At 69.1% G+C, this 14,087-nt stretch carries 6 protein-coding genes; 2 read left to right on the forward strand and 4 right to left on the reverse strand.

Features of this window, described 5'->3' with window-relative positions; all coding sequences use genetic code 11:
• Window positions 1–158: 158 nt before the first annotated feature.
• Window positions 159–3,035 (reverse strand): excinuclease ABC subunit UvrA, encoded by a 2,877-nt coding sequence (uvrA, locus tag JGU66_21040; GenBank protein MBJ6763262.1) that lies wholly within the window; start codon window positions 3,033–3,035, stop codon window positions 159–161.
• Between the two features lie 402 nt (window positions 3,036–3,437).
• Between uvrA and JGU66_21045 the strand changes: the two genes are divergently transcribed.
• Together JGU66_21045 and JGU66_21050 are read left to right on the forward strand one after the other, a co-directional pair.
• Window positions 3,438–6,386 carry a choice-of-anchor D domain-containing protein gene (locus tag JGU66_21045; GenBank protein MBJ6763263.1) on the forward strand — a complete coding sequence of 983 codons (2,949 nt, stop codon included), beginning with the start codon at window positions 3,438–3,440 and terminating at the stop codon, window positions 6,384–6,386.
• A 101-nt stretch (window positions 6,387–6,487) separates the two neighbouring features.
• The gene (locus JGU66_21050) at window positions 6,488–7,396 is read left to right on the forward strand and encodes a metallophosphoesterase (protein ID MBJ6763264.1); all 909 of its coding nucleotides are present in this window, start codon (window positions 6,488–6,490) and stop codon (window positions 7,394–7,396) included.
• Window positions 7,397–7,427: 31 nt separating this feature from the next.
• Here JGU66_21050 and JGU66_21055 read toward each other — a convergent pair whose 3' ends face one another.
• The 3 genes from JGU66_21055 to JGU66_21065 all read right to left on the reverse strand — a co-directional run bounded on the left by JGU66_21055 (window position 7,428) and on the right by JGU66_21065 (window position 14,069).
• Window positions 7,428–10,217: a putative Ig domain-containing protein gene (locus JGU66_21055; protein MBJ6763265.1), complete on the reverse strand. Its 2,790-nt coding sequence runs from the start codon at window positions 10,215–10,217 to the stop codon at window positions 7,428–7,430.
• 388 nt (window positions 10,218–10,605) lie between these two features.
• Complete coding sequence (locus JGU66_21060) at window positions 10,606–13,020, reverse strand: glycogen-debranching protein (GenBank protein ID MBJ6763266.1); 2,415 nt, start codon at window positions 13,018–13,020, stop codon at window positions 10,606–10,608.
• A gap of 149 nt (window positions 13,021–13,169) precedes the next feature.
• A complete protein-coding gene (locus tag JGU66_21065; protein MBJ6763267.1) occupies window positions 13,170–14,069 on the reverse strand; it encodes a phosphatase PAP2 family protein in 900 nt (299 codons plus the stop codon).
• Between the last annotated feature and the right edge of the window lie 18 nt (window positions 14,070–14,087).

A 14,087-nucleotide genomic window follows, 5' to 3' on the forward strand; every position in this document is an offset into this window, starting at 1 on the left:
GCGGTTTATGCCTGAATTATGTCTATGCCGGATTTGACATGAATTGAGGAGTCTCTATCATTCCGGACACTCCAAGGTGGGCGGAGGGGCGGGGCGCGGTCAGGGCCCCGTCCCTCTTCCCCTGAACCTCTGAGCGGGAGGAGACGCTCCGCCAGGACTCAGGCGGCGTCGTCCACGCGCTTGCCGACGCGGGCGCGGCGCGACTTGCTCAGGACGTGGCGCAGGTAGCGGCCGGTGTGGCTGCCCTCGACCTGGGAGACCTGCTCGGGCGTACCGGCGGCGAGCACCTGTCCGCCGCCCGCGCCGCCCTCGGGGCCCAGGTCCACGACCCAGTCCGAACTCTTGATGACGTCCAGGTTGTGCTCGATGACGAGCACCGAGTTGCCCGCCTCCACCAGCCGGTTGAGCACGGACAGGAGCTTGCGGATGTCCTCGAAGTGCAGGCCGGTGGTGGGCTCGTCGAGGATGTAGAGCGTGCGGCCGGTGGCCACGCGCGCCAGCTCTCGCGCCAGCTTGATGCGCTGGGCCTCGCCGCCGGACAGGGTGGGCGAGGGCTGTCCCAGGCGGATGTAGCCCAGGCCCACGTCATCCAGCGTCTGCATGACGCGCATGATGTCCTTGTGCGCGCCGAAGTGCTGCATGGCCTCGCGCACGCTCAAGTCCAGCGTCTCCGCGATGTTCTTGCCCTTGTAGCGCACGCGCAGCGTGGCCTCGTTGAAGCGCTGGCCGTGGCACACCTCGCAGGGGACGTACACGTCCGCCAGGAAGTGCATCTCCACCAGCTTCACGCCGTCGCCCTCGCACGCCTCGCAGCGTCCGCCCTTGATGTTGAAGCTGAAGCGCCCCGGCCCGTAGCCGAACGCGCGCGCCTCGGGCGTCATCGCGAACACCTCGCGGATGGCGTCGAACACCTTGGTGTACGTGGCCGGGTTGCTGCGCGGGGTGCGCCCGATGGGGCGCTGGTCGATGTCGATGACCTTGTCCAGGTGCTCCAGGCCCGTCACGGCTTTGTGCTTCCCCATCGGCTCGCGCGTGTCGTAGAGCGCGCGCGACAGGGCAGGGAAGAGGATTTCATTGATCAGCGTGGACTTGCCCGCGCCGGACACGCCGGTCACCGCGGTGAACATGCCCAGCGGCAGGTCCACGTCCACGTTCTTGAGGTTGTTCTCCGCCGCCCCGGTGATGCGGATCTGATGCTTGGGGTTGGGCACGCGGCGCCGGTCCGGAATCTCGATCTCCTTGCGGCCGGACAGGTACGCGCCCGTGAGGCTCTGCGTGTCCGCCATCACCTGCTTGGGCGTGCCCTGCGCCACCACTTGACCGCCCAGCTCCCCCGCGCCGGGCCCGAAGTCCACCAGCCAGTCGGACTCCTCCATCGTCTCCTCGTCGTGCTCCACGACGATGACGGAGTTGCCCAGGTCGCGCAGGCGCTTGAGCGTGGTGAGCAGCTTGCCGTTGTCGCGCTGGTGCAGGCCGATGGAGGGCTCATCCAGGATGTAGATGACGCCCGTCAGCTCACTGCCCATCTGTGAGGCCAGGCGGATGCGCTGGCTCTCACCGCCGGACAGCGTGGACGCGGTGCGATCCAACGTGAGGTAGTTCAGGCCCACGTCCACCAGGAAGGACAGCCGGCTGCGGATCTCCTTCAGCAGCTCGCTGGCGATCTTCCGCTCGTGCTCGGACAGGCCCAGCGCGCCCAGGAACGCGTGCGCGTCCGCGATGGTCATCCGGCTGAGCTCCACCAGCGAGCGCGCGTGGACCTTCACCGCGCGGCTCTCGGGGCGCAGGCGCTCGCCCTTGCAGGCGGGGCACGGCTTGTCGCTGAAGTACTTCTGCAGCTCCGCCCGGCGCGCCTCGGAGGTGGTCGTCTTGAAGTTGCGCATCATCTTCTCGACGAGTCCCTCCCACTCCATCTTGTATTGGCCGCCCTCGCCCCACTCGACGGTGAACGCCTTGCCGGACGAGCCGTGCATCAGCGTCTCCTTCTCGCGCTTGGACAGCTTCGCGTAGGGCACGTCCAGGTCGATCTTGAACGCCTTGGCCAGGCTCTCCACGAAGTCCGCCGTCCAGCCCTCGCCGCGGTTCATGCCCGTGGCCCAGGGCTCGATGGCGCCCTCGCGGATGGAGCGCGACGGGTCCGGCACGATGAGGTCCGGATCCATCTCCGGCTTCGTGCCCAGGCCGTTGCAGTCGGTGCACATGCCCAGCGGGTTGTTGAAGGAGAAGGACGCGGGCGTCAGGTCTCCGAAGGACAGGCCGCAGGTGGGGCACGCGTTCAGCTCGCTCATCACGCGGTCGGACGCGATGGCGCCCGTCTCGTCGGTGACGATGAGCGTCCCCTTGCCCTCGCGCAGCGCGGTCTCCACCGAGTCCGTCAGCCGCGTGCGCACGTCCGCCTTGAGCACGAGCCGGTCGATGACGAGCGCGATGTCGTGCTTGGACTTCTTGTCCAGCTCGATGCGCTCCTCCAGGTTCTTGAGCTTCCCGTCGATGCGCGCGCGGGAGAAGCCGCGCTTCTGCGCGTCCGCGAGCAGGTCCTTGTGCTCGCCCTTGCGGTTCGTCACCAGCGGGGCCAGCACCTGCACCTTGCTGCCGGTGGGCGCCTTGAGGATTTCATCGACGATCTGCTGCGCGCTCTGCTTGCCCACCTTGCGACCGCACTGGGGGCAGTGCTGCACGCCGATGGAGGCATAGAGCACGCGCAGGTAGTCGTGGACCTCCGTGACGGTGCCCACCGTCGAGCGCGGGTTGTTGCTGGCCGCCTTCTGCTCGATGGAGATGGTGGGCGACAGGCCCCTCAGGGTGTCGTACTTCGGCTTCTCCATCTGCCCGAGGAACTGCCGGGCATAGGAAGACAAGCTCTCCACGTAGCGACGTTGCCCCTCCGCGTAGAGGGTATCGAACGCGAGCGAACTCTTGCCGGATCCCGAGACTCCCGTGAAGACGACCAGCTTCTTCTTGGGGATGTCCAGGGACACGTTCTTGAGGTTGTGCTCCTTGGCGCCGCGAATGGAGACGACATCGGGTTCGGACATGGGCGGGCGATCTATCACTGAATGGGTGTTCCGGTACGTGGAAAGGCGGACGCACCGAGTGATTGGGGACCAACGCGTGGGAGCGCAATGTGCATCCCCAGTCGGCCAACCCAGGGGAGCGCGGGCCCGCAGGGTGACGAAGGCGACGGACTGACCCTCGGACCGAGGCCGGTGTCAGGAGCTGGCGCTTCCGGAAACTCTTTCAGGGTTTCCGCGTTCGATGGGAATCCGGTTCCTCAGGATGGGTAAGGCTTTTCCTAGCCCGGCCAATGAGTTGTCGCGTCGGCCGCACGACGTCCCGCCTGCAGAGCCAGCGGGCATCCGGGTTGCAGACGTCCGGCCTAGCCGGGACGTGCCGCACGAGTGGGGGCTTCCCGGCGTCTGTGGGGAGGACGGCACCGTATGCGAGGACCTCGGGTGTGGGCGTGGGTGGCGGTGGTGGCGGCGTGCATGGCGTGTGGACGACCGTCCTCACATTCTGCGCGGACTGCATTCGAGGCCCGGCCGGAGTCACTTGAGTTCGGGGCCGCGGCGGTGGGCCGCACGAAGACGTTGAAGCTGCGGCTCACCAATGGTGGGCGCGCGCCGTACCGGGTGGAGGGCGCGACCTCCAATGTGGCGCACGTGCAGGTGCCGGCGTTCGAGCCCTTCACGCTGTCGGCCGGCGCGGAGCAAGAGGTGGAGGTGCGCTTCACGCCCGACGTGGAGGGCGATGTACAGGGGCAGGTGCAGTTCCTCACCGATGCGGACGGCGAGGCCAGCGCGACGGTGCCGGTGTCGGGGCGCGGCGTGAAGGCGACCCTGGAGGTTCCCGAGGCGCCGCTCGATTTCGGCAACGTGGGGTTGGGGCAGGTGGAGACGCTGCCCTTGACGCTGCGCAACACCTCGGCGGTGGACAGCCCGCTGGAGCTGGCGCTGGCCGGGGCGGACGCGGACGAGTTCTCCGTGGGGCCGGGGCTGCCCGCGATGCTGTCGCCGGGAGAGTCGCGGCAGGTGACGCTGTCCTTCGAGCCCACGCGGCTGGGCTCGGCGGAGGCGGAGCTGCGCGTGACGGTGTGCTCCGGGTGTGAGCCGGCGGTGGTGCCTCTCAAGGGCACGGGGGTGGCGAGCCTCCTGGAGGTGACGCCGCTGCACGTCGACTTCGGGCGCGTGGCGGTGGGCTCCACGGCGGAGGAGCGCATCACCGTGCGCAATCAGGGCACGGAGCCCCTGCGCTACACGGGCGCCTCGCTGGTGGACGACCCGGGCGGTGTCTATCGGGTGGTGAGCGCGCCGTCGCTGCCGGGGAACCTGCTGCCGGCGGGTGGCTCGGTGGAGGTGCGCGTGGCCTTCACGCCGCTGGCTCCGGGGGCGGCGGGCGCGGGGCGGGTGTTGCTGGACGTGGGCAAGGCGGGCACCACCACGCCGGGCCCCAAGGTGTCGCTGACGGGCGAGGGTGGGGGCTCGTGCGTCGCGGTGCTGCCGGAGCGCCTGGACTTTGGCCTGGTGGCGACCGGCATGACGGCCACGCGGCAGGTGGAGGTGCTCAATCACTGCCGCGACGAGGTGCTCTTGAGCAACCTCGCCGTCGCCACGCAGCAGGGCGGCTACTTCACGCTGGCGCAGCCTCCGGCGAGCACCCCCATCGCGTCCGGGCAGTCGCTCAAGGTGGGCATCACCTTCAGCCCTCGGCCGAGCGCCACGGGAGGGAGCGCGGGGCAACTGGGCGTCACCGTGCGCCATGGCTCCGCGTCCTCCACCCAGGGCGTGGCGCTGCTGGGCGAGGGGCAGGCGTTCTCGCCCTGCGTGTTCGCGGTGCCGTCCACGCTGGACTTCGGTGGAGTGCAGGTGGGCACGGAGGTGGCGCTGGGGGTGACGCTGCGCAACACGGGCACGGAGCGCTGCTACGTGGCCTCCATGGCGCTGGCCTCGGGGTCGGACGTGGCCTTCAGCGCGGACTCGGTGGAGAACGGCGTGCTCTCGCCGGGGCAGAAGGCGACGTTGGTGGTGCGCTTCAAGCCAGACGAGGAGGGCGACTTCACGGGCATGGCGGAGGCGTGGCTCAACCATCCGACGCTGGGCCACCCGCTGGTGACGCTCGTCGGCAAGGGTGTGAAGGGGTGCTTCTCGGTGCAGCCCTCCACGGTGGACTTCGGCACGGCGAAGCTGTCGTGCGGCCCGCGCACGCGGGACGTGGTGGCCATCAACCAGTGCTCGGGCCCGGTGTCCGTCTCGCGGCTGGGGTTGGAGCAGGTGGGCTCCGAGTTCGAGGTGAAGGGCGTGCCGGGCCTCCCCTTGGAGATTGCGCCGGGCGCGAAGCTCCGGATGACGGGCGTGTATGAGCCCGTGGACGACGGAGACGACGCGGCGGCGCTGCGCTTCACGCTGCCAGATGGGCAGGTCTACACGGCGGGGCTCGTGGGTCGGGGCGTGACGAAGGCCGAGCAGACGGACGTCTTCTTCCAGGAGTCCGAGGCGAAGGTCGACGTGCTCTTCGTCGTCGACAACTCGGGCTCGATGATGGAGGAGCAGCAGAGCCTGGGGCAGAACTTCGCGGCGTTCCTCAGCGCGGCCAGCAAGGCCAACGTGGACTTCCGCATCGGCGTCACCACCACGGGCTTGGATCCATCGCCCGGCGGTTGGTCCGAGTGCCCGGGTGGCGCGCAGGGCGGTGAGAATGGCCGGCTCTTCCCCGCGGATGGCTCCAGCCCGCGCGTCATCACCCCCAGCACGCCCAACGCGGCGGCGGTCTTCGCCAACAACACGAAGGTGGGTGTGTGTCATTGGAATGAGCAGGGCCTGGATGCCGCGTACCGCGCGCTCTCCGAGCCGCTGCTCAGCAGCGAGGACGACGTGCGCACGCCGCTCTTGCACGATGGCAACGCGGGCTTCCTGCGCGACGACGCCAAGCTGGCCATCATCGCCCTGTCGGACGAGGAGGACTTCAGCTCGCAGCCGGTCTCCTTCTACGAGAACTATTTCCTGTCGCTCAAAGGGCAGGACAAGTCGCGTGTCAGCTTCAATGCCATCGTCGGCCCGCCGGACCTGACCACGTGCCCCACGGCGAGCAGCTCGGGCAGCCGCTACACGGCGCTGGCCCAGGCCCTGGGTGGCGTGGTGGACAGTATCTGCACGCCGGACTGGGCCACCTCGCTGGAGAAGCTGTCGCTCAGCGCCTTCGGTCCCAACCGGAACTTCCCGCTGTCCGCCAAGCCCGCGGACACCTCGAAGATTGTCGTCAAGGTGGACGGTGTGGTGCAGACCGGTGGGTGGATCTACGACGCGGCCACGAACACTGTTGTCTTCGATGCGGCGACCGCGCCCGCGCCTGGGGCGATGATCGAGATCACCTACCCGCTGGGCTGTGACTGAACCCTTGGGGCCACGGCGGACGAAGTTCTGTCCGCCAGTGGCGCTCGGGTGCAAAGGCTGCTCGACAGGGTGGGGCCATTGTGCGCACCCTTCGCGCCAACATGCCGCAGGGCTCTCTCCTGGTCGCCGGGCTGGGCGACATCCATGGCCGCTTCCATCGCGTGGAGGCGTGGTTGGACGCGCTGGCGCAGGCGCGAGGCAGGGACGTGGACCTGGTGCTCGCGGTGGGCGACGTGGAGGCGTTCCGGCGCGCGGATGACCACCGGCGCAAGGCCGCCAAGCGCGCCATGCCGGCGGAGTTCGCCGAGTACGCGGATGGCGTGCGCCGGGTGAATCGTCCGCTGTATTTCATTGGCGGCAACAACGAGGACTTCGAGGCCCTGCACGATGTGCAGGACGGCGGCGAGCTGGCGCCCGGGGTGCATTATCTGGGGCGCTCCGGCCTGCGCGAACTCCGGGGCCTGCGGGTGGCGTACCTGTCTGGCATTCACGCACCGCGCTTCTATTCCCAGCCGCTCAAGCGGCCCTCGTCCCTGGATACGGCGAAGCAGGCGGGCTACTTCCGCGAGGCCGAGGTGGAGCGCCTGCTTTTGGCCCGTGACGTGGATGTGCTGCTCGTCCACGAATGGCCTCGAGGCATCGTGCAGCGGGCGCGCGATGAGCACCCGGATCCGCCTCGGCCGCTGCCTTCGTATTGGATTGGCAATCCGGTGACGCGGCGGGTGGTGGACACGCTGGAGCCGCGGTGGGTGTTGTGTGGCCACTCGCACAAGGCCTTCGCGATGACGCTGGAGGGACATGGGCGCTCCGGGGCGACGCGCGTGGCGTGTCTGGATCAAGCCTCGCGCCCGGACGAGTCGCTCTTCTGGATGGAGTTCGAGGGGCGCGAGGTGGTGCGCGCGGGCTGGGGGACCTCGGGCGCCGTGACGTGGGAGCCGCCGCGCCGCTGGGACATGTCCATGCTGCCGCCCCTGCGCGCGGAGGGCGACGGCGCGCCGCTCGGGCTGTGAGCCCCGGGCACGCCGCCGCCTGCGCCTCTCGCTACTGCCGCACGAAGCCGCGCGCGCGAGCCCGCGCGATGCCGGACGGACGCAGCGTGGCCGACTCGAAACTCGGGTACTGGAAGCCCGAGCCCGGCGCGAAGACGTAGGCCGTCACCTCGTACGCCGTGGCCTGTCCGCTCGGAGAAGGACGGCTGGGCGCGAGCGTGCTCGGCAGCGGGAACGCGAAGGTGCGCACGCCGGCCTGCGACGGGCCCACGTACTTCCAATCCCACGTCATGCCGCGTGCGCCGCGCAGCACGGAGACAAGCCCGGTGCCCGCGGGCGCGGTGTACTGGTAGCTGCCCTCCAGCGCGGTGGGGGCCGAGGCGGTGTCACACTCGCTCACTCCCGGAGACAGGCTGCGCACGCCGTCCGGCAGCGCGAGCATTCCCACGCTGCCCGCGGTGGGGGCGTAGTTCCAGGCGGTCAGCGTCTCGCACAGGGCGGGGCGGGTGTTGTCGGCCTCGGCCTGAAGGGCCTGGGCCGCGGGGGCGATGGCCGGGAGGTACTCCGCGCTGAAGGCAGTCGTGGCTCCCGCGACCGCCACCGACTGTCCAATGGGCTGGACCGGGAAGCCGGGCTGCGTGCGCACCGCGCGGGTGATGAGTCCGTTGGACGTGCCGGCCCAGTCGAGCGGGAAGGCCACGTCACCCGTGGAGGTGGTCGTGGTGAGCGGGCCCGGGTCGAACGCGATGTCGAGCGAGGTGTCGCTGCTCAGCGGCCCCACGCTGCCCATGTCCTTGTGCGAGTACAGGTTGCCGCTCGACACATGGTACGCATACACAGACAGCGGCACGCCCGCCGGAATCCCCGAGAGCGAGTACGTGGCGGTGCCGCCCGTCATGGCCACGGCGAAGGTCGTGAGCGAGAAGCCATTCGCGCCGACGACCCAGACCGTGGCGCTGCCCGTCGCCGCGCCGCCCGACAGCGTGCCGGACAAGGTGACGGTTCCTGCCGTGGCGGAGGACCGCTGTGCCCACGTCGTGCCATCGAACGTCCACACGTCACCCGCGCTGGTGACGAGCACGAGGTTGCCGGTGACAGGGTCATACGCGAGGTTCTTGCCGCCCGCGGGAGGACTGCCCGCCGCGCCTTGCGCTGTCACGGTGCTCCAGGTGCCCATGCGGAAGCGGATGAGGTCATTGCGCGCGGTGCCGCTGGCGGTTCCGCCAAAGACATACAAGCCGTCCCCGGGACGGTAGGCCATGCCGTGTCCGCGACGCCCCACGGGCATGGCGGGCGCGCCGGCCCACGCGTTGGTGGTGCGGTTGTACGTGGAGCATGACGTCTGGTCCGCGCCGCCGAACGGCGTGCCGCTGGCTCCGCCGCACATCCACATGAGGTTGGTGCTCGTGTCGAGCGCGGCCGCGGCGAACGCGCGGGCGGTGGGGAGCGTTCCGGTGGGGGTCAACTTGCCCCAGCCTCCCACGAAGGTCCAAAGCTCGTTGTTGACCAGGAGCGCGCTCTGCGAGCCCGTGCCCGTCGTCCCGCCGAACAGCAGGATGCCGCCCGCGACAGGGGAGGGCGCGATGGCGGCGCCGGAGCGCGCGGTGGGGCCGGGCGCTCCAATCTGCTGCCACGTGTGCGTGGCGGACGAGAACTGCCACGTGTCCGAGAGCTTCGCGCCCGAGCAGCTCTCCCCGCCGAAGAGGACGCTGAGCCCACTGCCCTTGAACTGGAACGCCGAGGCCACGCGCGCGGACGGCGTGGCCGTGCCCGTCATGCCAGGCGGAGCCCACTCCTCCCAAGCTGGGGTCGCCGGAGTGCCCAGCGCCACGGTGTCGTTGAGACAGCCCGTCGGCATGCCCGGCGTGCTGTTGCGTCCGCCGGTGACGATGAAGCGTGCGGCGGTGGTGTCCCACGTGGCGGCGGGCGAGGCGCGCCGCAGCGGCACGGGATACGTCGGGGCGACCAGCGTCACGCGCGATGCGTTCACCTGCGCCAGCGTGACGTTGAAGAGATTGCTGCCGTTGGCGGTGATGTCCACCGTGTCCGTCACGCCGTCGAGGCCCAGCCCGGTGAAGTACACGCGGCCCTGCGCATCGGTGAGCGCCTCGCGCGCAGGCGTGTACTCCGCGCCGTTCTTGCGCACGCGCACGCCCACGTTCGCGCGGGGCTGGTTGTTCTCTCCCAGGACGAACACGGTCAGGGCGTCCGTGATGGGGCTGCCCTCGGGCTCGACGCCCAGCGCGCCCATCGAGGCTTGAGGCTGAGGCGCCACGACCTCCAGCGACAGGGCGCCATGCGCCGCGTGCCCATTGGCATCCACCACGTCCACGTCCACGGCATGCACGCCCGCCGCGCCCGGAGTGGGGATGCCCGACAGCTCGCCCGTGTCTCCATCCAGGGACAGACCCGTGGGCAGGCCCGTGGCGCTCAGGTGCAGCGGCGCCTTGCCCGCGGAGGCGACGAGCGACTCCGAGACGCCCGGCGCCCGACGGTACGTGACACCCTCGGTGGCCCGCGTGAGCGTCGTCGTGTCGAGGCTCGGCGGGGCGTAGACCGAGAGCGAGAACGCCTGGGTGGACTCCGCGCTGACCGCATCCGTCACGGACACCGTGAACGTGGCGGTGCCCGAGGCGGACGGCGTGCCGGACAGCGCGCCCGTGCTCGCATCCAACGTCAGGCCCGCGGGCAGCGCACCCGCCACCACGGCCCAGGTGTAGGGCGACTGACCTCCAGTGGCGGACACGCCGGCGCTGTAGGCCTCGCCGGTGTAGCCGTCCCCGAGCGCCGCCGCGTCGATGACCGGGGCGTCGTCGAGGGCGCGCGCGATCTGGGTCGGCATGTCTGTCTTTGTGGCGCGGGCAGCCGGCGCGCCCGCCGTCGGAGTTTCATTCGAGCAGCCCGACAGCAGCGACGCGGTGAGACACGTGAGTCCAAGCAGACGCGTTGGGTTCATGGGGCTCCTTGTGGGGTCATGGCTCTCGCCTCTCCGGCCCTCGGCGGAGGGTCGGTCTTGACTGGGTGTCCTGTCAGTCTTGGGAAGGCTTGAGTCGCGGGCAGGGTGGCGATTCAAGACATCCACGTCAAGAAAGGTTTTGACCGATGTCTGGGATGTCTCGCGTGGCGTGTCACATGACACCCACGGGAAATCAACGAGCCCGAGTGCGCCGAGGTGAAACAGACTCCCGGGGCCTGGGTCGTGAGAGCCCGGCCCCGAGAGGGACGTCACGTCACGACGCCTGGGCCACGAGCACGATGAGGCCGCGGCCGCACACGTCATACGTCGTGTACTCGCCGCCAATCTTGTCGGTGATGGTCGGCGAGAGGCGGACCTGGTTGGCGCCCTCGTTCCACGAACAGGTGTCGGTGACGCGGTACCAGCTGTTGCCGGTGCCGGGCCAGGGCAGCGTGAAGGTCACGCTGCCAGACCAGCCGTTATAGGCCACGTAGATGGCTTTCACCGTCTCGCCGGAGAACTCGGTGGCGTCGACGCGGAAGGCAATCGCGTGGTTCGACGGGTCGTCGAAGTAGGTGGAGTTGGGCACGGTGCCATCCGGCTTGAACCAGCGGTGCTGCTCCATCACGTTGACGGCGGGGTTGCCGTCCACGGCGCTGTAGAAGCCCGCCGGGCGCAGCGACGGATGCGCGTTGCGGAACGCGATGAGGTTCTTGGTGTAGAGGCGGAAGTTGGTCTGGTCCGTGTTCCAGGCGTAGTTCAGCCAGTTCCCGGGCGAGTCCAGGTTGTATGCGTTGTTGTTGCAGTTGACCGAGCGGAGGAACTCGTCTCCACCCGTGAGCATGGGCACGCCCGCGCTGAGCATCAGGAACGCCACGCCATTGCGCGCGGCCTGCCGCTGGAGCGACGCGGTGCCGCCCTGGTCCCAGCTGTGGTTGGTGTCCTCGCCGCCGTCGGAGGGGCCATAGGGCCACGCCAGGGTGTTGTTCTTGCTGTTGCAGGAATAGAGGTCCTTCAGGGTGAAGCCGTCGTGGGCCACCATGAAGTTCACCGAGTTCAATGGCTTGCGGCCGTCATCCCCGAACAGGTCCGACGAGCCCGTGAAGCGCGTGGCCAGCGTGCCCGTCGTCACGGACACCACGCCGAGCTGGTTCTGGTCCTCGCGGAAGGCGTCTCGGAACATGCCATTCCACTCCTTCCATCCCGCGGGGAAGTTGCCCACTTGATAGGAGTTGCCGCCGATGGCCCAGGGCTCGGCGATGAAGTCCGTGCCGGCGCCTCCTGCGTCCGGCCGGGGCGCGAGCGCGCTGATGATGTGATTGAGCGCCGTGCCCGCGTTGTCCCGGTTGTAGTTGAAACAGCCATGCTCGCAGGTGTTGCCCAGCACGGAGGCGAGGTCGAACCGGAAGCCATCCACGCCGAGCGTGTCCTTCCAGTACGCGAGGGAGTGGATGATGACGTCCTGGGCCACCGTGTTGTACGTGTTGTAATTGCCACCCACGCCGGTGTTGTCCCAGCTCAGCTGCTTGTCCGCGGTGAGGCTGTAGTACGTGGGGTTGTCCAGGCCACGGAAAGACATCACGTTGAACGTGCTCGAGTCATTGCTCACCCACGCGCCGCCCTCGCCGGTGTGGTTGTAGACGACGTCCACCAGCACCTTGATGCCCACGGCGTGGAAGGCGTTGACCATGGCCTTGAACTCGCGCGTGGGGCCGCCCGCGCTCTTGTCACACGCATAGCGGCGGTCCGGCGCGAAGTAGTTCAGGGTCATGTAGCCCCAGTAGTTGTCTCCCGCCGTGGTGGTGGGCGCCGTGTCGTTGTTGTCGTTGTCCGTCTCCTGGAGCGGGAGGAACTCCACCGCGGTGACGCCGAGCTGAGACAGCGCGAGCGCCTTCTGGCCCGCGGTCTTGTACGTGCCCAGGCAGTTGGCATCCAGGCCAGAGGCCGTGTCCTGCTTCGTCAGCCCGCGCAGGTGGACTTCATAGATGACGTCGTCCTTGAACGCGCGCGTGGGCTTGGTGCCAATGGACGTGGTGTCTGGCAACAGCACCAGGCCCTTGGGCGCCACCGTGCCGCTGTCCTTGTAGCGGTGCGTCGGGCCCGAGGCGAACACCGTCGCGTCCGCGTTGAGTGGGTTCACGGGGTCGTGGCTCAGTTCCAGCGCGTACGGGTCCCACAGCAGCTTGTTGGGATTGAAGCGGTTGCCATTGGTGTCCACATCCGAGATGAAGCCCGCGGTGCGGTTCGTCTTGGACCAGCCCGCGACGTGCGGCCAGTTGGGACCCCAGGCTCGGAACCCGTAATAGACGGTGCCAGTGATTCCCGCTGCCTTCACCGCGCTGACGTCGACGCTCAGACTCCACACATGCGTGGTGGCGTTGGGCGTCATGGAATACTTCACGACCTCGGCGGCACCCTGCGGCATGGCGTAGAGCCACAGCTCGATGTCCGTGGCGTTCAGCGAGTACACGCGAAAATCAATCTTGGTCTGGTCCGCGTTGTAGCGAGCGCCCAACGTCCAGGTGACCAGCTCCTGTGAGGCTTGGGCCGGGGCGGTGGGCTCAGGCTGGGATGGCGATGGCTCGGTGGGGGCGCAAGACATCCACACGGAAGCGAGCCCCGAGAGGATGAGCGCGGGCCAGCGCGCGAGCCAGGGGCTCCGGCGATGACGACGGGAGAAAGACTGCATGATGTGGCTCCTGACGCGGCAGGCTGGAATTCCGGAGGGGAATTGATTCAACGGGTCCGCGCTCTGCCCGGGGAATTCCGGTATGCATACCATCGCATCGAGGCGGTGCGCCGCCGGCCACGGGCGGGGTCTGTATCACCCGGTGGGCATCAGAAACTCCCGGACAGGCCCACGTCGCGCGGGCCCACGGACAGGCTCAAGTGTGGGCCCGACGAAGGCGTCGCGTCGTCCGTCCGACCATGCAGCAGGAGGGGTACCGCCGCGCCGAACGCCGAGCCGAGGACCGCGCCCGTGACGACATCGGTGAGGTAGTGCTTGTCCGCGGCCATGCGCAGCAATCCCACGGACGTGGCCAGAGGCAGGCCGATGCCCCACAGCCAGGCTTGATGTGGGTCGCCGCGCAGCGCGGCCACGGTGCCCGCGGAGACGACCAGCGAGAACGCGAGCTGCGTGTGTCCACTGTAGAAAGACAGGTTGTTGTCGTTGGGGTGCGCGGTGAGGCGCTTGTCCGGCTCGGGCAGGACGTGCACGAAGGGCCGCTCGCGTCCCGCGGCGAACTTCACCGCCTGGTTGAACACGGAGCCGAGCATCGCGCTCTCCAGCATGATGGTCGCGTCCTGCGCGAAGCGCGCGCCGGAGTCCGGGCCGCTGGCGCCCACCGCGTACTTCAGGCCGAACATGGCGAGCGGTACGCCCGCGAAGCCCACGGCGTTGCTCCACGTGTCCGCGCGCCGTCGCGCGTCCGGCGTGTCACCGGCGAGCCCGCGTCCCCATCGGTCCAATCGGTTGAGCGTGTCGCGGCCATCGGGGGCTCGGTCGCACCAGCGGCAGTGCGCGGGCGCCAGCTCGTCCTTGAGCAGCGTCTCGCTCGTGAGCCAGAGCACGGCGGGGACACCGGTGAGCAGTCCATCCCGCGTCCAGTCGAAGCGCAGCGCATGGGGCGGTGCGGAGGCCTGCTCGGACTGGGCCCGGGCGGGGACGCCGGACACCAGCATCAGCAGGGCAACGAGGGCGAGGGAGCGAGGGGAGGGCCGCACGGTTGCGAGCATAGGCACGGTCAGCGTCCA

This window comes from Myxococcaceae bacterium JPH2 (assembly GCA_016458225.1).
Classification (GTDB): domain Bacteria; phylum Myxococcota; class Myxococcia; order Myxococcales; family Myxococcaceae; genus Citreicoccus.